The sequence below is a fragment of the Sinanaerobacter sp. ZZT-01 genome (genome assembly GCF_035621135.1).
Taxonomy (GTDB): Bacteria; Bacillota; Clostridia; order Peptostreptococcales; family Anaerovoracaceae; genus IOR16.
The window spans coordinates 2,182,667-2,199,094 of record NZ_CP141728.1; the positions used below are offsets into that span (position 1 = coordinate 2,182,667).

A 16,428-nucleotide genomic window follows, 5' to 3' on the forward strand; every position below is an offset into this window, starting at 1 on the left:
GCGTGATAATTTATGGCAAGGACAAAGAAAACGCCTTTTCCACCTTGGAGTACAACAAAGAATAATGGTATTGAGCAAAGGTACATAAGATTAGGAAATTCATTATTACTTAATGAAGCGGTTCTAAATTTATCACATGCTACTTTTCATATTTTGGTCTATATGTATTTGGAAAGTGCTGGTAAGAAGGATTTTGAATTTCCATACAGTAAATATAAAACCATTATATCTAAGAGGGGGTTCCAATTGGCATTAAAAGAATTAATTGATAAAGGCTTTATTGATGTCAGAGTAAATAGAGCACATTTAAGGATGCCTACTATTTATTCATTTTCTTGTCGATGGCGTGAACAAATAAAGCAATAGGTATGGCTATATATAGTATATGTGACTACTTAGTAGTCAAGCAAAGCGGTGTTTTTGTAGTGAAAATATTATACGTAATCGTTGAAAAATGAGCGTTTCAATTAAATTTGACTTGAATACTTAGTAGTCAAGTAAGATTAATAAAATTGAATAACATGACTACCAAGTAGTCAAGATTAGATGTTTGCATGACTACTTGGTAGTCAGCGAAATACATTTTTTACCAAATAAAAATAATTGGGCAACTCTCCGGAAAGAAAACAGCCCAATTACTATACAAAGCAGTTAAGCCTTGCAATGTTAATTATAGACAATCTAGTTATACAAGGCAAGGCACAGAGAAAGGAAAGTGTTCTTAATATGAAAACTAGTATGATAGACGCATTAATCAAAGCAATTTTCGAAGACGAAGAGTGTGTTGATTTGTTGGAAGATGGAAAATTAGAATTTAATCTTCGTGAAATAGGCGAGCATTTTGAAAATTTTAAAAGATTGGATATAGATAGCAGAACAACAGAATATATCCATAAGCTTAACATTGAAATTGAATATCTAGTTTCAGAAATTGAATTTCAAGCTTGTTTTATAGGTTTTCACAAAGGCTTTTTAATGGGTGCATCTTTAATCAAGAATATATAAAGAATGGAGTGAAACTGTGATATTTGATAGTTCTTGAAGGTTAGAAATGAATATGAAAAAAATATGATATAATTGGTAATAATAGAAAATTAGTTTTATGTTATAGATAAAAAGGAGAATAGATATGTTGAAGAAGATTAGTATATTCTTAATTACTGCTATTTTAGCGTTATCAAGTAGCATTGGAGTGTTTGCAGCACAACCAAATTTTAAAGATACAAAGGTAAATGCTTGGTATTATCCATATATGAGTAAAATGGTTGATAGAGGGGGTATTTCCGGATATCCGGATAATACATTCCGACCCAATAATACTATGACAAATGCTGAGTTTATAACCACCATTGTCGGAGCAACAATTGGAAAACAGGAAAAGACAGCAAAACATTGGGCAAGTGGTTATTTCAAAGCAGCTAAGAAAAATGAAATGTTGCTTGGTGATGAAATGCAGGAGTCGGACTGGAATAAACCGATTACACGTCAGAAGATGGCAGTTGTTATAGCAAGGACAACAGAAAAAGTATTAAAAGAAGAGCTTCTTGCGGATGCAGATAAATTTCAATCTGAACTAAAAGATTATGCAGAAATGTGCGATTATTGCAAGCCTTATATTTTGCAAGCTTATGGAAAAGGTATCATATCAGGTTATCCGGATGGAACCTTTGGGGGAAGTAAGACTGCAACAAGAGCTGAGGTTTGCTCCATGCTTACAAGGATGCTTGAGCCGAAAGACCGTACTACGGGAAAAGTGGTAGAGAAAGATAAGACAGGGGCAGTTAAGGACATTATTACTAATCCACAGGATATTTTCTTTGGAGATCATCTTACCACTTATGTAATCTCTGATCCGAAGCTTTGGAATATGGAGTTGGGTGAAGATGAGTTTTCAAAGCATGTCATTATGAATGATCCGGGTTTAGATTGTTTTATAATAGACGGAAAAGTAGTTGATTCTTTTGGTTGCATTAAAATGACGGATGGACGTTATGCAGTGGAATATGAATTGTTGTTACACAAAGAAAATATGCAGGGACGTTTGCCGATAGACATTACAAAAGTGGACTACATTGGTAGCTACGATAGTGTAAATCCGGTGCTGACTTTAATTCCGAATCCATTTAAAAAATAATAGTACTATTTGAAAGAGAAACATCGTCTGTGAAAGCAAACGATGTTCTTTTGCAAAGAAAGGATGGAAAAATGATAAAAAGAATGTTTTGCATATGGTTAAGCTTTATCATGGTTATATTATCAAACATATCTGCGTTTGCAGCAGAACCTATAAAGACAGAGAAACATACGAGGTTTGTCACCGGAGTTACTTTTATTTGGTGTAGTAAAGGTAAAGTATGGGATCCGGCAGCTCCGATGGATTTATATACGATTAACACTAGTGCCAAATTGGGAAAAGGTGCGAAGAATGTGAAAATTTATCCTTATAATAGGAAATCGTTTGATCCAGAAAAAGCTACGGAGGGTGCAAGAGAAAGAACTGCATATGATAAAGCATATATGCCATATGCTGGCTCGGAACTTGATATAAGATTAAAAACTAAGCCTGATGAAAATGGTGAAATCACATATTCGTATCAATTTAAACTTCAGTCAAAACGACTTTATGATGTTGCTAATCAATTACGAAAAAAGAATGAACAGGAAGTACGGGATCTTTTAGGTTATGTTTCGCCAGAAATGGAAAAATTCTTTAGTTATGCAAGAAATAATACTTTGGCTGATGATACAAATGGACAACTTTATTTTACACCTTATATTATCGAATGGGATGTAACAAAATGCTCAGTATGCGGAAAATGTGCATTGCACGATGGTACAAAATGTTCTGCAGAGACTTGTGATAAATGGGGTACAAAGGAGTGTGGTTGTTATCGTCCCCCATTTGTAGAGCCGGAACAGCCAACAGCACCACCGGATACACAAGGTTGCAGTTCGGTAATTAAATGGTCAGAGACAAAGGCTCATACGTATTATTGTAGTGGTTGTCTGATGGGTGGCGGTTGTCCTGGACATACCTGCAGGCATGTGTATACTTATCAGACTGCATTAAAAACTAATGCAATTGTCTCACCGGATGAGTTGAAATCCGGATATGGTTTTGAAGTAATAGTAAACAATAGTATTTCAACCGGACAAATCAGCAACAAAGGAGTGTGCGGTAAAAGTAGGACAAAGGTCAATGAAAAGAAACCGATACCACCGGCAGCAGCGGAAGTAAAGACGGGATGGTTTGTTAAAAATCGATTAGGAACACAGTTTAAAACCATTCAGCTTAAAAAATCATCATCCACTGCGACAACATCAAAATTTACTTGTGCAAAAAATCGTATTAGTGAAATAAAGGAGCGTAAGATCTATACCAATGTAGATTTAAAGGGTACAGTAAAGAAGCCTGTAGCACATCCGATATCGATTGTAATTAGTGGTGGGGGTGTTAATGGTATACCTTTCTGTAAGACTATTCCAAAGACAATTACTATCAATGGAAATATGTATGAGGATGATTTTACAGTAGATAGAAGACCATAAACTGATTATTTTTTGTTTTGTGCTACTACATAAATTTACACCATGTGATTCTAATTGAATTACATGGTGTAAATTTATGTAAAGTATATTTTAATATTTATAAATATCATGATAATTAGGGGGAGGATTATTTATTAAATATTTAATTTTCTCTTTAGTTTCTTCTTGTTCTTTTGTTGGCAATACAAGAGGATGAAATTTATAATGATTTTTATATTTTTCAAGAGATCTTTCTTCCTTATTAGAGAGAAGTTTACCATCGAGTCGTTTTTGTTCTAAACGTATATATTCTTTTCCTGGTATTATGCCTTTGCAACGCCTTATTATTCTTTTAATCAATTGTAGAATTCTATTTTTAAGCACAGTTAATTTTGAAACACAAAATTTAAATAATAAATTAAAAATGTTTTTTAAGAAAAAGGTGATTTTACGTAACAAATATATAACTAATACGGATATAATCGAAGTTATAATGGTTAATATAATGGTATCTTTAGCAGTGAGTTCTGTATTATTTAGAAAGTCATTTATTAATTGCAAAGTATTTCCGTCCTTTCATTGTCTTATAATTAATTCAATTATATATTTTTTACTATGAAAAGCAATATTAGGTTTATTGATTTTTTTTCTTCTAGTAAGAAGAAATTTTTATTTGCTGAGTTATAATGTGGCAAAAATAAAAATTATTCAGGGCAGTGACACCCCTCATAGCCGCCGGAAGGTTTACCTTCCGTGCAGCCCCCTTTGGGGCGTGGCTTGGGTGGGTGTCAAGTCCTTTTACGCGAACAAATTTTATTTTCCTAAAACTCGGTAGGCATTGAATTTTACTAGCAGGAAAGAAAAGGAACTATCCGACCCAACTATCCGTTTAAATTTTTCCGTTCGGATAGTTTATAAAAAATTAAAATAATAATACATAAATTAACGTTAAAATTGCATTGCTAAAAATGAAACTATACGTTAAAATTGCACTTAATAGGAGGTGGCAATTTTGAAACTAGATAACATATTACATAGCTTAGAAAATGAAACGGTTAGAGCGCAATTCAATCAACTAGATTATCCGTGGATCATCATATCAAGAGATGAATATATTTCATTATTACAAAGCAAAGAGAAATATGAAAAGTTTAAAAAAAATCAAAATGGGAGAAAAGAACTTTGTATTGATATTAAAGAGATTCTGAGATTGAAGGAAAACGGTGTTAGCATTAGACAGATTGCAAAAAGAATGGGGGTAACGGACACGACTATTCGATCTCATTTAAAACGTTATGCTAATCAACAGAAAGCAGCACCTATTATAATAAAATTGAAATAACGCTTAATTTTTCGATTTAAGCATGACGTTTTTTCTATCATGATAAATAGGTCGAATTAATAAGGAAAATAGATTTGGTATAAAATTAAGCTTGTTTATATGGGAGAATATTTAATAAATATGACTGGTGTTGAGTAATATATAAAGATGTTGGAATTTCAATAGATATAGAAAAAACATGTTCCCCGATTTTTCCCCCAAAAGGTACTGAAAGATAATAAAAAATAAAAAAATTGAACAAAAAATAATAAAAGGAATTTAAAGATAAAAATGATAATTAAACGTTGAATTTTCAACGGAAAATAAAAAAAGTGCCACAATCGTGACACTCTTTTGGTGCGCCCAAAGAGACTCGAACTCCCAACCTTCGCATTCGTAGTGCGCTACTCTATCCAATTGAGCTATGGGCGCATGCTTTCGCACTGCAAGAATTATTATACAACAAAAATAATGAGTTTGTAAAGAGGAAAAGTTGTATAATATAAAAAAGAATGTAAATTTTTTCTTAAATATGCGAAAGGTGCAATAAAATAGCGAAATTTAGCGTTTATTTATAAAGAGAGAGAGGACAGCGGGATGAACAAGATAAAAAAAGCGGGAATTATTACAGGGGCTGTAGTTGGAGGCGTGATCGGAGGGACTGTTTCTTTAATCGGAAAAATGACTGGAAAAAAGCTTGTAGATGAAATCGGAGAAAGCATTGTTGATTCAACGATTTTAACTGGAAAGATTGCAGGGGGAGCTGCTAGTGGTACTGCGAAAGTTCTTTCCGGTACCGTTCAGAAAAAACCGGGGCGAATCTGTTCCGGAAAAGAAGAATTAAAGGAAGCGGGCATGTCGGTAATCGGAAATGTTGGAAACAATATTAAGACAGTAGCGGTACAAGGAGGGGAAATTGCAGAAGGTATACGGATGCGAGACAAGAAACGTGTAAAAAGAGGTGTGAAAAAACTTGTTAAAATTGTGGTAGTTGGCGCTGTCACAGTTGGCGCAATTCAGATTAGAGAGGAAGAAACAGGGGATTGTGAGAAGCCAGGGAATGAAAGCCAAAAGAATGAGGCTCTAACTGATGATGCTTGCAAAGAGGATAGTGAACAAAATGAAGAGTCTGCTTACAGAAATTTCTTTTAAAAAGAAGCTGCGAGAGGGTATGAAAAGTGATTGATTCGAAAGATATTATGCAATGAGTAGTAGGTGGATAGAATGGGAGCATTAAGCAAAAAATCGATGAAAAATGTGATTTTGATATGTTTTTTTATAATTATTATTTGAATTAATTGAATATTGAATTTTTAAAATATTTCGTATAAAATGGGGATATAGGGGGAATTTTGGAAGTAATGAAAAAATATACAGAGTTTATCGCACATACCAGAGAAGATGGGGAGAAGCAGTCTCTCATAGATCATTTGGAAGGGACCGCAAGCTTAGCGGAAGTTTTTGCCTCGGAATTTGGGAGCGGAGATTGGGGAAAAGGCTTGGGAATGCTGCACGATATCGGGAAGTATTCTCAAGAATTTCAGGAAAGGATTCGCTTTCAAACCCAAAAGGTGGATCACTCTACGGCAGGAGCACAGGAAGCATCAAAGCTGTCTCCATACGGGAAGATTGCTTCCTATTGTATTGCAGGTCATCATAGTGGACTGCCAAACGGAGGAAATAAAACAGATACACAGCAGGAGCCAACCTTATACGCAAGACTGAAAAGAAAGAATCTTCCCTGCTATGAAGATTACAAAAATGAATTATTTGTAAAAAATTCAGAATGCATGTCAAAAACAGCAAACTTGAATCCATTATATACAGTAGGGGATATTGTTAAAGCTTTCGGACGTCCGCGTATAACGCCTCTTGCAAATCCACAGTTTAGTGTTTCTTTTTTTATCCGAATGCTGTACTCGTGCTTGGTAGACGCTGATTTTTTAGATACGGAAAAATTTATGTCAAAAGGAGAGGTACAGCGTGACGGTTACGATACACTGAATCGTTTGAGAGAACGCTTGGACGTTCATATTTCTCAATGGTGGGATGCGAAAAATGAGCTGAATCAAAAACGGTGCGACATTCTGAAAAATTGTATAGAAGCGGGGAGAAGGGAGAAAGGACTCTTTACTTTAACGGTACCGACCGGAGGGGGAAAGACTGTATCGTCGCTTGCTTTTGCATTACACCATGCAGCAGAGCAAAAAAACAAAATCAAACGTATTATTTATGTAATCCCCTATACGAGCATCATTGAGCAGACTGCGAACGTTTTTCGGGAAATTTTAGGGGAAGAAAATGTATTGGAACACCATGCTAATATTGTTTATGACGAAGATGAGAAAGATGTGGACACACGTTTAGCCAAGCAGAAGCTGGCAACAGAAAATTGGGATGTACCTGTGATTGTGACAACAAATGTACAATTCTTTGAATCCTTCTTTTCAAATAAATCATCGAAGTGCAGAAAGTTACATAATGTCGCTAACAGCAGTATCATATTTGATGAAGCACAGATGCTGCCACTGCCATATTTGCTCCCTTGCACAGCGGCTATCTCTGAATTGGTAAGCAATTATGGATGTACGGCTGTCCTGTGCACTGCAACGCAGCCTTCATTGGGAAAATTGTTTGAATATGTGGCACCAAACCTAAAATGTCAAGAGATTTGTCCGGATACAGAGAAATTATATCAATTTTTCCGGCGGACAAGTTTTCAAGATTTAGGTGCATGTAGTAAGGACGCAATTGTAGAAAAAATCGGAAGAGAAGATCAGGTACTTTGTATTGTGAATACAAGAAAGTTTGCGCAGGCAATCTATAAGGATTTACCGAAAGACGGGGTATTTCATTTATCAACACTTATGTATCCTAAACATCGAAGGCAAGTTCTCGACGAAGTGCGGAATCACCTGAAAAACGGGCAAGTTTGCAGAGTGATTGCAACTAGCTTAATTGAAGCAGGAGTTGATGTCGACTTTCCGGTCGTTTATAGAGAAAAGGCTGGGTTGGACTCTGAGATACAGGCTGCCGGACGTTGTAACAGGGAGAAAAAACGTCCTTGTGAAGGCAGCATCGTTTTCCTTTTTTCAGCAGAAGAGGAATTTTCAAAAAATCAGCCATATAGTTTACGGCAGCCACTGGAAATTGCCTCTGTAACAGAAGAGAAATTTGAAGATATCGCATCACCGCAGGCAATCCAATTTTACTTTGATTTACTGCATCAAATTAAGGAAGATGAATTGGACAAGAAAGCGGTGCTTTCGGCATTTGAAAAAGGACTTTGCGGCAGTGAGATGCCTTTTGAGGAAGTGGCAAAAATGGTTCACCTGATTGAACAGGATACGAAAGTCGTCTTTATCCCTGAACCATCGGAAGAGGAAGCAATTCAGCTAGAGTATCGTCTTCGCAGCAAAGAACGTACGAGAACGCTGTTTCGAAAGATTGGTATGTATTCGGTAAATATTTATGAAAATCACTTTAAGGAGCTGCAAAAGCTTGGAAGAGTTGATGTTTTAGACGAGGGGGTGGCGATACTGAATGATATGGAGAGTTATGATAAAAAGACCGGATTGCAGATTCTGTTAGACGAAGGTCGAGGTGTTTTTATATAGTGCTTTATAAAATTATAAAAAGAAAGGAAGGGATGGTATGGGCTACGGAGTCCGTGTGGAAGTATGGGGCGATTATGCCTTGTTTACAAGACCAGAAATGAAAACTGAGCGCGTCAGCTACGATGTTATGACTGCTTCGGCAGCCAGAGGAATTCTGGAATCGATTTATTGGCATCCAGGATTGAAATGGGTTATTGACCGAATTTATGTACTGAAAGAGATCCAATTTACAAATATTCGGAGAAATGAAGTGAAATCGAAGCTATCATCAAGAAATGCACATACCGTAATGAATGGTGCAAAAAATGAGTTGGCTATGTACACGAGTGAGGAGATTCAACAGCGGGCATCTCTGATTTTAAAAGATGTACATTACGTTATTGAAGCACATTTTGAATTAACGGATCAGGCAGGAGAACGGGATAGCAGAGAAAAATTTTATGCAATTGCCAGTCGTCGCTTGAGGAATGGACAATGCTATTCGCAGCCTTATTTCGGGTGCAGAGAGTTTCCGGTACAATTTCGGCTTTGTGAAGCAGAGGACATAGAGACGGCTTATTCCAATGAGGAAAGAGATCTGGGTTTTGTTCTTTACGATATGGATTATTCAAATTTACAGGATATTCAGCCGATGTTTGTTCGTACTGTGATGAAAAACGGAGTGATCGATTTTTCAGATTGTGAGGTGTTTCGATGATATTGCAGGCATTGACAAAGCATTATGAATCATTGGCTGAGATTGGTGAAATAACAGAACTAGGTTTTAGCATGGCAAAGGTTTCTTACGGACTACATATTGATATGGAGGGAACTTTAAAGGGAATTATTACGTTGAAAGTATCAGAGCAGAGAGGGAAAAAAACGGTACTGCTGCCAAGGCGTGTAAAAGTACCCGAGCAGTTAAAACGTTCGTCCGGCGTTGCACCGAATTTTTTATGCGATACTTCTTCCTACTTTTTAGGAGTGGACGATAAAGGAAAACCAAAGAGAGCCCGAGAATGCTTTGAAAGTGCAAAGAAGCTTCATTTGAATATATTGCAGGATATAGAGAGTGAAGAAGCCTTGGCTGTCAAAAATTTTTTTGAGAGCTGGAATCCGGAAATGGCGGAGGAATGTGAGGTTCTGCAAGGTTATCTGGATGAATTGGTTAAGGAAGGAAATCTGATATTTTTAATTGATGGGACAAAGCCTGCACAAGAAGCAGGTTCTTTAAAAGAAGCATGGAAGCAGTATAAAAAGGATAACGGAAGTGGTTTGCTTATGCAGTGTTTGGTAACGGGAGAAAAACTGCCGGTTGCCAAGCTTCATCCATCGATCAAGGGCGTAAAGGACGCACAATCGAGCGGTGCTTCAATCGTATCGTTTAACGATGATGCTTACGAATCCTTTGGACGACATGGAAAAAAGAATGGACAGGGGCTGAACGCTCCGGTCAGTGAATATGCCGCATTTGCTTATGGAACCGCATTGAATCATCTGATAGAAGATCGGAAGCATATGCAGATTGTAGGAGATAGTACAGTTGTGTATTGGGCGGAGAAAGCCGAACCTGTTTATAAGGATGTATTCTTAATGTCATTGGAGCCAAAAGAAGAAACGGAAAATCAGCTAAAATCAGTGTTTGACAAAGTTGCAAACGGGTATTTCTTGGATTTTGAAGGAGCCGAGTTAAACCTGGCTGTACCATTTTATGTCCTAGGGCTGGCACCCAATGCAGCGCGTTTGTCAGTACGCTTTTTTATAAGAGACAGCTTTGGAACCTTGCTTTGTCACTTGAAGGAGCATTACCAGCGCTTAGAAATCATAAGACCAGAATATGACAGCAGGGAGTACTTATCCGTTTGGAATCTGCTTCAGGAGACAGTCAATAAAAATTCAAGAGAAAAAACCCCTTCTCCTGTTATGGCCGGTGCCGTGCTGCGGGCAATCCTTAACGGAGGGGTCTATCCAAGAAGCCTACTGAATGCGGTGATGATGCGTATCCGTGCCGATCAGGATGATACAGACAGGAGAATAAAAAAAATTACAAGAGGAAGAGCAGCAATTATAAAGGCGTATTTAATGCGAAACAGTGCAGATCAATTAATGAAGGAGGTACTTACCGTGGGGTTGAATGAATCCAGCAAATACTTGCCTTATGTGTTAGGCAGATTATTTTCAGTATTAGAAGGTGTACAGCAGAAAGCTTCCGGCGGGAACTTGAACAGCACAATCAAGGATCGATATTTTAATTCTGCTTGTGCAACACCGGCTGTTATCTTTCCGGTGCTGCTAAAGCTGTATAACAATCACATTCGCAAAGTAGACAATACGGGGATGCGTATTTACTTTGAACAGTCGATTGGCGAATTGACAAACCTAATAGAAATGGGGAATAATCCGCTGCCGAAGCGTCTATCGCTGGAGGAGCAGGGAGTTTTTATTTTAGGGTATTATCATCAGACACAAAAACGTTTTGAGGGGAAAAAGAAGGAGGAAAAATAAAATGAGCGAAGCAATTAAGAACAGGTATGAGTTTGTAGTTCTTTTCGATGTGGAAAATGGAAACCCAAATGGGGACCCGGATGCAGGAAATATGCCTCGCATTGATCCGGAAACGGGGTATGGGATTGTGACTGATGTTTGCCTGAAAAGGAAGATTCGGAATTACATTGAAACGGTAAAAGACGGCAGTGAAGGGTATCAGATATACATAAAGGAAAGAGTACCGCTTAATCGGAGTGATAGAACAGCCTGCACGTATCTGGGCATCGGAACGGATGGCGAAGATAAAAAGATAGCGGATGGACTGAAGGAAGCAAAGAAGAAAGATGCAGATTTGGATCGTAAAATTAGAGACTTTATGTGCCGAAACTTCTATGATATCCGTACCTTTGGTGCCGTGATGACGACCTTTGTGAAAGCGGCCTTGAATTGCGGACAGGTGAGAGGACCGGTGCAGCTTGGATTTGCAAGGAGCATTGACCCGATTCTCCCACAGGAAGTAACAATTACTCGTGTTGCTATTACCACAGAAGCGGACGCGGAAAAGAAGGGAACTGAGATGGGAAGAAAGCATATCGTACCGTATGCTTTGTACCGTGCAGAGGGATATGTGTCAGCTAATTTAGCACAAAAATCAACTGGATTTTCAGAGGAAGATTTAGAACTGCTTTGGGAAGCTGTCATTAACATGTTTGAACATGACCATTCTGCAGCAAGAGGTAAAATGGCGGTTCGTGAACTGATTGTATTCAAACACGACAGCGAGCTCGGAAATGCGCCGTCGCATAAGCTATTTGATACGGTTCTTGTGCAAAGAAAACCAGATAGAGAGCTGGCACGCCGTTATGCGGATTATGAGGTCAAGATTGAAGAAGAGATGATTCCTGACGGAGTGACCTGCATTCGAAAGCTCTAGGACAGACTGATGAAAGAGTACAACGAAGAGGACTTTCTCTCTATTTCCGGAATCCAACATTTTATCTTTTGCAGGCGGCAATGGGCACTGATTCACATTGAACAGCAGTGGGATGAAAATGTGCGGACTGTGGAAGGAGAGCATCTGCACAAACGGGCGCATGACGAATCGATAAAGGAATCACGTGGTGATTTGATTGTATCCAGAGGTATTTCTGTATTTTCGAGGACTTTGGGAATGCGTGGAGTTTGTGATATAGTGGAATTCAGAAAGGATAAAAACGGAATTTCTCTGTTTGGAAGAGAAGGCTTGTTTATTCCGGTACCGGTTGAATATAAACGAGGACATCCAAAGGAACATGATGCAGACATTTTGCAACTTGTGGCACAGTGCATGTGCTTAGAAGAAATGCTAGCTTGTACCATTGAGAAAGCGTATCTCTATTATGACGAGATGAAGCGCAGACAGGAGGTTTTGCTGAGCGAAGAGCATCGGCAGAAGATAAGAAAAATCTCGCTCGAAATGCACGAATTATATGAGAGGCGGTATACGCCGAAAGTAAAGATGGGGAAAGGCTGCAAGGCATGTTCGCTTGAGAATCTCTGTATGCCGAAGCTGTGCGGAAAGCTTTCTGCCGTAAGCTACATTGAAGGGAGGGTGAAGGATTGAAAAAACTCCTGAATACGTTATATATTACCACTTTAGATGCCTATTTATCGTTAGACGGAGAAACGGTAATGGTACAAAAAGAAGGCGAAACCATAGGTCGTGTGCCTCTACATAATTTAGAAAATATTGTGACATTTGGCTATACAGGAGCAAGTCCTGCCTTAATGGGCGCCTGTGCAGATAGAAACATCGGTCTTTGTTTTATGACGAGGCATGGGCGCTTTCTCGCTCGTGTCGTTGGAATGAGTAAAGGAAATGTAGTGCTTCGGAAGATGCAATATGCAATTTCTGAGGAAGAAAAAGCTTGTTTTACTATTGCAAGAAACTGTATTTTCGGGAAAATTTATAATTCAAAATGGATTTTAGAGCGTGCGGCGCGTGATTATCCGATGCGTCTTGATGTCGACAAGCTGAAAGGGGCGTCGGAACAATTGAGCCGGTATCTAAATATCATTCGCGGAAAAGAGGAAGCGATTCCCTGTGAAGATTTAGAGCAACTGAGAGGCTTTGAAGGAAAATCAGCGACCGTCTATTTTTCTGTTGTGGATGATTTAATTTTACAGCAGAAGGATGCTTTTTTCTTCAAGGACCGAAATAAAAGACCTCCCCTTGACAATGTAAATGCGTTGCTCTCTTTTTTCTATACCCTGCTTTCGCACGATGTAGCAAGCGCCTTGGAAGCGGTTGGTTTTGACGCATACATTGGATTTCTGCATAGGGACAGGCCGGGACGTGTTTCTCTAGCATTGGATATGATGGAAGAACTGCGTTCTGTCTTGGTCGATCGTTTTGTCATTTCTCTGATTAATAAAAAACAAGTTACAGATACAGATTTTATGAAAAAGGAAAATGGTGCGATTTTACTAACCGATGAAGCGAGAAAGAAAGCCCTGAATGCGTGGCAGAGCAGAAAACAGGAAATGATTACCCATCCATTTTTGTCGGAAAAGATACCGTGGGGATTGGTTCCATATGTTCAGGCAATGCTGCTGGCTCGTTATATCAGAGGAGATTTAGAGGAGTATCCGCCATTTTTATGGAAGTAGGTGAAGAAAATTGTTTGTGCTGATTACATACGATGTAAATACACAGGATGCCGCAGGAAAAACTAGGCTTCGGAAAGTGGCGAAGCAATGCGTGAACTATGGACAGCGTGTTCAAAATTCCGTTTTTGAATGCGTGATTGACCCTGCGAAAATGAAGGCCCTGCAATATAAGCTGGAAAGTATCATCGATCCGGAAAAAGATAGCCTACGCTTTTATTATTTAGGGAAAAATTATAAAGAAAAAATTGAGCATGTAGGAGCAAAACCGTCTTATGATGTAGAAGGTGTGCTCATGCTTTAAAAAGCGGTGCGAATGCCAAGCTAACAGAAAATCCCGGGAGATTCGCACCAAGATTAAATGTAAAAGGATACTTATAATTAAAAATAAGGTAAAAAATTACTGGAATATATATACTAATAATAAAATATATGTAATATAAAAGCGTAATTTTGCCTTATTTTGCAGTCGCTCTCCGCAAGGAGGGCGTGGATTGAAATTTTGACGCGCGCTATTCCAAACGCCCTTTACAAGAGGTCGCTCTCCGCAAGGAGGGCGTGGATTGAAATTTATATTTACGGTTGATATTCCTTGCACACGATGTCGCTCTCCGCAAGGAGGGCGTGGATTGAAATCTGCGTGTGTATCAAGAATACGATCACCCGGCTTTGTCGCTCTCCGCAAGGAGGGCGTGGATTGAAATATAATATCTAATTACTCTACAATTGTCAAGTAAAGTCGCTCTCCGCAAGGAGGGCGTGGATTGAAATCAATTTGTTTTACCGCTATTTGTTTTGGTTGTTTAGTCGCTCTCCGCAAGGAGGGCGTGGATTGAAATAAGCCGCTTTCCGCCCTCCGACCTTAGAACCGAAGTCGCTCTCCGCAAGGAGGGCGTGGATTGAAATTTTTGATTGTTGCTGAGCAGCTAAATCAAATTGCGTCGCTCTCCGCAAGGAGGGCGTGGATTGAAATCTCGAAGGAACAAAACCTTTTGAAGAAGTTTATAGTCGCTCTCCGCAAGGAGGGCGTGGATTGAAATTGTGATAGCATTATCTCTCATCTGCTCCTGCAAAGGTCGCTCTCCGCAAGGAGGGCGTGGATTGAAATCTAACATGGTTAAAAAGTAACGGATTGATAGAAGTCGCTCTCCGCAAGGAGGGCGTGGATTGAAATCATTGTTTATTTTGACCTAATAAAGATATATTTCGAGGTCGCTCTCCGCAAGGAGGGCGTGGATTGAAATTCTATGTGAGAGAAACGTTTGCAATACACAATTGTGGTCGCTCTCCGCAAGGAGGGCGTGGATTGAAATTATTTCTGCGGTCTCCCTCATCGTCATTTGCCCCCCGTCGCTCTCCGCAAGGAGGGCGTGGATTGAAATCGCTTTTTTGCTCTGTGTTTTGCGGCTTGTTTGGTGGTCGCTCTCCGCAAGGAGGGCGTGGATTGAAATTGATACGCTTGATGGATTAAACGTACACGGTGGACGTCGCTCTCCGCAAGGAGGGCGTGGATTGAAATTGGTAGTAATACACTTACGCGGTCGTAATTATCGTCGCTCTCCGCAAGGAGGGCGTGGATTGAAATATGCTGCATCGCTCCATTCGTTCTATCTCTTTGCGTAGGATGATTACAAATTTTTATTTAGAAATTTTTTTATTTTATTATTGACATATGTCATAAACGGCGTATAATGAAAAATATAAATGACATATGTCAATAACTAATAAGGAGGTAAATGGTATGCCAAAAAGAGATGGAACCGGACCTTTTGGAACTGGAGTTACTTGCAGCGTTATGCCCGGAAGCGGATGTAGAATTGGAATGGGCATTCGAAGAAAATATGGAAACGGGATTGGAAGAGGTTTCGGATGTGCTTTTGGCTCTGGAAGAGGGTTTGGTTTGAATCAAGATTTGAAAGAAGGAGAAAGACAGAAGTTTCAAGGAGGAAAAATATTCCTTCAAAATCATTTAAAAACGATTGAGAAGCGATTGAAAGATTGAGAAGCGATTGAAAGATTGAGAAGCGATTGAAAGATTGAGAAGCGATTGAAAGATTGAGAAGCGATTGAAATATGATTAATAGGAAATAGTAAAAAGAGCAGAGAGGACTTAGAATATGCCAAGACCAAGAAAATGGAGGAAGGTTTGCTGTTTACCGGAAAGCAACCGATTTGGACCGCTTGATCTACCGCCAAATGCAGAAAATTTTGTTCATATGACAGTAGACGAATACGAAACGATCCGATTGATTGATTTAGAAGGGATGAACCAGGAGGAATGCGCAAAGCAAATGAACATTGCACGTACAACAGTTCAGGGAATTTATAATGAGGCAAGGAAAAAACTTGCGGAATCCTTGGTAAATGGTAAAGTACTTCGAATCGAAGGCGGTGAATATCAGCTCTGCAACAGCGATCAGACATCATGCGGAAGAGGCAGCTGCCATAGGCGCAGATGTGAAAGAATCATGGAGGAATGTAATGAAGATAGCAATACCGGTAAATGAGAATGATGTAAAAACGACGGTATGTCCATCCTTTGGGCGTACGCCATATTTTCTCATTTATAATACAGAAACAAGAGAAAGCAGCTTCTTGAATAACAGTGCAGCAGCCAGCCAGGGCGGCGCAGGAATTCTAGCAGCACAAACATTAGTAGATCAACAGGTAGAGTCCGTTTTGACGCCAAGATGCGGAAAAAATGCCGCAGACGTTTTACAGGCCGCTCAAGTGAAGTTGTATCGGACAATGAATGATTCCATTGAAGATAATCTTACGGCTTTTCAGGCAAAGGCTCTTTCGCCGTTAGCGGAAATTCACCCAGGCTTTCACAATCATGGAGGAAAATAA

The 16,428-nt window shown here is 38.9% G+C and carries 17 protein-coding genes, 1 tRNA gene and 1 CRISPR repeat array; of the genes, 16 read left to right on the top strand and 2 right to left on the bottom strand.

The window, feature by feature from the left end:
- The first annotated feature begins 12 nt into the window (after positions 1-12).
- From U5921_RS10465 to U5921_RS10480, 4 genes are all read left to right on the top strand, one after another.
- Entirely contained in the window at positions 13-366 is a 354-nt protein-coding gene (locus U5921_RS10465) for a hypothetical protein (protein WP_324823106.1), read from the top strand.
- A gap of 360 nt (positions 367-726) precedes the next feature.
- Complete coding sequence (locus U5921_RS10470; protein WP_324823108.1) at positions 727-1,005, top strand: hypothetical protein; 279 nt, start codon at positions 727-729, stop codon at positions 1,003-1,005.
- 124 nt (positions 1,006-1,129) lie between these two features.
- The gene (locus U5921_RS10475) at positions 1,130-2,134 is read left to right on the top strand and encodes an S-layer homology domain-containing protein (protein WP_324823110.1); all 1,005 of its coding nucleotides are present in this window, start codon (positions 1,130-1,132) and stop codon (positions 2,132-2,134) included.
- Positions 2,135-2,205: 71 nt separating this feature from the next.
- The gene (locus tag U5921_RS10480; protein WP_324823112.1) at positions 2,206-3,549 is read left to right on the top strand and encodes a hypothetical protein; all 1,344 of its coding nucleotides are present in this window, start codon (positions 2,206-2,208) and stop codon (positions 3,547-3,549) included.
- A 90-nt stretch (positions 3,550-3,639) separates the two neighbouring features.
- Here U5921_RS10480 and U5921_RS10485 read toward each other — a convergent pair whose 3' ends face one another.
- A complete protein-coding gene (locus tag U5921_RS10485) occupies positions 3,640-4,089 on the bottom strand; it encodes a hypothetical protein (protein WP_324823114.1) in 450 nt (149 codons plus the stop codon).
- A gap of 451 nt (positions 4,090-4,540) precedes the next feature.
- Between U5921_RS10485 and U5921_RS10490 the strand changes: the two genes are divergently transcribed.
- Positions 4,541-4,870, top strand: a complete 330-nt coding sequence (locus U5921_RS10490; protein WP_324823116.1) for a helix-turn-helix domain-containing protein — start codon at positions 4,541-4,543, stop codon at positions 4,868-4,870.
- Positions 4,871-5,204: 334 nt separating this feature from the next.
- Here U5921_RS10490 and U5921_RS10495 read toward each other — a convergent pair.
- Positions 5,205-5,281 (bottom strand) — tRNA-Arg (locus tag U5921_RS10495).
- Between the two features lie 165 nt (positions 5,282-5,446).
- Between U5921_RS10495 and U5921_RS10500 the strand changes: the two genes are divergently transcribed.
- The 11 genes from U5921_RS10500 to U5921_RS10550 all read left to right on the top strand — a co-directional run bounded on the left by U5921_RS10500 (position 5,447) and on the right by U5921_RS10550 (position 16,428).
- A complete protein-coding gene (locus tag U5921_RS10500) occupies positions 5,447-6,001 on the top strand; it encodes a hypothetical protein (RefSeq protein ID WP_324823118.1) in 555 nt (184 codons plus the stop codon).
- 209 nt (positions 6,002-6,210) lie between these two features.
- A complete protein-coding gene (gene cas3, locus U5921_RS10505) occupies positions 6,211-8,466 on the top strand; it encodes a CRISPR-associated helicase Cas3' (RefSeq protein WP_324825986.1) in 2,256 nt (751 codons plus the stop codon).
- Between the two features lie 37 nt (positions 8,467-8,503).
- The gene (gene cas5c / locus U5921_RS10510) at positions 8,504-9,163 is read left to right on the top strand and encodes a type I-C CRISPR-associated protein Cas5c (RefSeq protein WP_324823120.1); all 660 of its coding nucleotides are present in this window, start codon (positions 8,504-8,506) and stop codon (positions 9,161-9,163) included.
- On the top strand, positions 9,160-10,950 hold the full coding sequence (cas8c, locus tag U5921_RS10515) for a type I-C CRISPR-associated protein Cas8c/Csd1 (RefSeq protein WP_324823122.1): 1,791 nt from the start codon (positions 9,160-9,162) through the stop codon (positions 10,948-10,950). Before cas5c ends, cas8c begins: the two co-directional genes overlap by 4 nt.
- 1 nt (position 10,951) lies before the next feature.
- Positions 10,952-11,866, top strand: coding sequence for a type I-C CRISPR-associated protein Cas7/Csd2 (gene cas7c, locus U5921_RS10520; protein ID WP_324823124.1), 915 nt, complete (start codon positions 10,952-10,954; stop codon positions 11,864-11,866).
- 9 nt (positions 11,867-11,875) lie between these two features.
- Entirely contained in the window at positions 11,876-12,535 is a 660-nt protein-coding gene (gene cas4 / locus U5921_RS10525) for a CRISPR-associated protein Cas4 (RefSeq protein WP_324823126.1), read from the top strand.
- Complete coding sequence (cas1c, locus tag U5921_RS10530; RefSeq protein WP_324823128.1) at positions 12,532-13,581, top strand: type I-C CRISPR-associated endonuclease Cas1c; 1,050 nt, start codon at positions 12,532-12,534, stop codon at positions 13,579-13,581. Before cas4 ends, cas1c begins: the two co-directional genes overlap by 4 nt.
- A gap of 10 nt (positions 13,582-13,591) precedes the next feature.
- Positions 13,592-13,882 (top strand): CRISPR-associated endonuclease Cas2, encoded by a 291-nt coding sequence (gene cas2 / locus U5921_RS10535; RefSeq protein WP_324823130.1) that lies wholly within the window; start codon positions 13,592-13,594, stop codon positions 13,880-13,882.
- 164 nt (positions 13,883-14,046) lie between these two features.
- Positions 14,047-15,163: a CRISPR direct-repeat array (repeat unit 33 nt; unit sequence GTCGCTCTCCGCAAGGAGGGCGTGGATTGAAAT).
- A gap of 156 nt (positions 15,164-15,319) precedes the next feature.
- Complete coding sequence (locus U5921_RS10540; RefSeq protein WP_324823132.1) at positions 15,320-15,580, top strand: DUF5320 domain-containing protein; 261 nt, start codon at positions 15,320-15,322, stop codon at positions 15,578-15,580.
- Between the two features lie 115 nt (positions 15,581-15,695).
- Complete coding sequence (locus U5921_RS10545; RefSeq protein ID WP_324823134.1) at positions 15,696-16,085, top strand: DUF134 domain-containing protein; 390 nt, start codon at positions 15,696-15,698, stop codon at positions 16,083-16,085.
- Complete coding sequence (locus U5921_RS10550; protein ID WP_324823135.1) at positions 16,060-16,428, top strand: NifB/NifX family molybdenum-iron cluster-binding protein; 369 nt, start codon at positions 16,060-16,062, stop codon at positions 16,426-16,428. Before U5921_RS10545 ends, U5921_RS10550 begins: the two co-directional genes overlap by 26 nt.

What these genes read in the sequence shown, in the direction of transcription:
- U5921_RS10480 (WP_324823112.1), top strand. Translation starts at nt 2,206, where the DNA reads ATGATAAAAAGAATGTTTTGCATATGGTTAAGCTTTATCATGGTTATA.
- cas7c (WP_324823124.1), top strand. Translation starts at nt 10,952, where the DNA reads ATGAGCGAAGCAATTAAGAACAGGTATGAGTTTGTAGTTCTTTTCGAT.
- U5921_RS10545 (WP_324823134.1), top strand. Translation starts at nt 15,696, where the DNA reads ATGCCAAGACCAAGAAAATGGAGGAAGGTTTGCTGTTTACCGGAAAGC.
- cas3 (WP_324825986.1), top strand. Translation starts at nt 6,211, where the DNA reads ATGAAAAAATATACAGAGTTTATCGCACATACCAGAGAAGATGGGGAG.
- cas8c (WP_324823122.1), top strand. Translation starts at nt 9,160, where the DNA reads ATGATATTGCAGGCATTGACAAAGCATTATGAATCATTGGCTGAGATT.
- U5921_RS10475 (WP_324823110.1), top strand. Translation starts at nt 1,130, where the DNA reads ATGTTGAAGAAGATTAGTATATTCTTAATTACTGCTATTTTAGCGTTA.
- U5921_RS10465 (WP_324823106.1), top strand. Translation starts at nt 13, where the DNA reads ATGGCAAGGACAAAGAAAACGCCTTTTCCACCTTGGAGTACAACAAAG.
- cas4 (WP_324823126.1), top strand. Translation starts at nt 11,876, where the DNA reads ATGAAAGAGTACAACGAAGAGGACTTTCTCTCTATTTCCGGAATCCAA.
- U5921_RS10500 (WP_324823118.1), top strand. Translation starts at nt 5,447, where the DNA reads ATGAACAAGATAAAAAAAGCGGGAATTATTACAGGGGCTGTAGTTGGA.
- cas5c (WP_324823120.1), top strand. Translation starts at nt 8,504, where the DNA reads ATGGGCTACGGAGTCCGTGTGGAAGTATGGGGCGATTATGCCTTGTTT.
- U5921_RS10470 (WP_324823108.1), top strand. Translation starts at nt 727, where the DNA reads ATGAAAACTAGTATGATAGACGCATTAATCAAAGCAATTTTCGAAGAC.
- U5921_RS10550 (WP_324823135.1), top strand. Translation starts at nt 16,060, where the DNA reads ATGAAGATAGCAATACCGGTAAATGAGAATGATGTAAAAACGACGGTA.
- U5921_RS10540 (WP_324823132.1), top strand. Translation starts at nt 15,320, where the DNA reads ATGCCAAAAAGAGATGGAACCGGACCTTTTGGAACTGGAGTTACTTGC.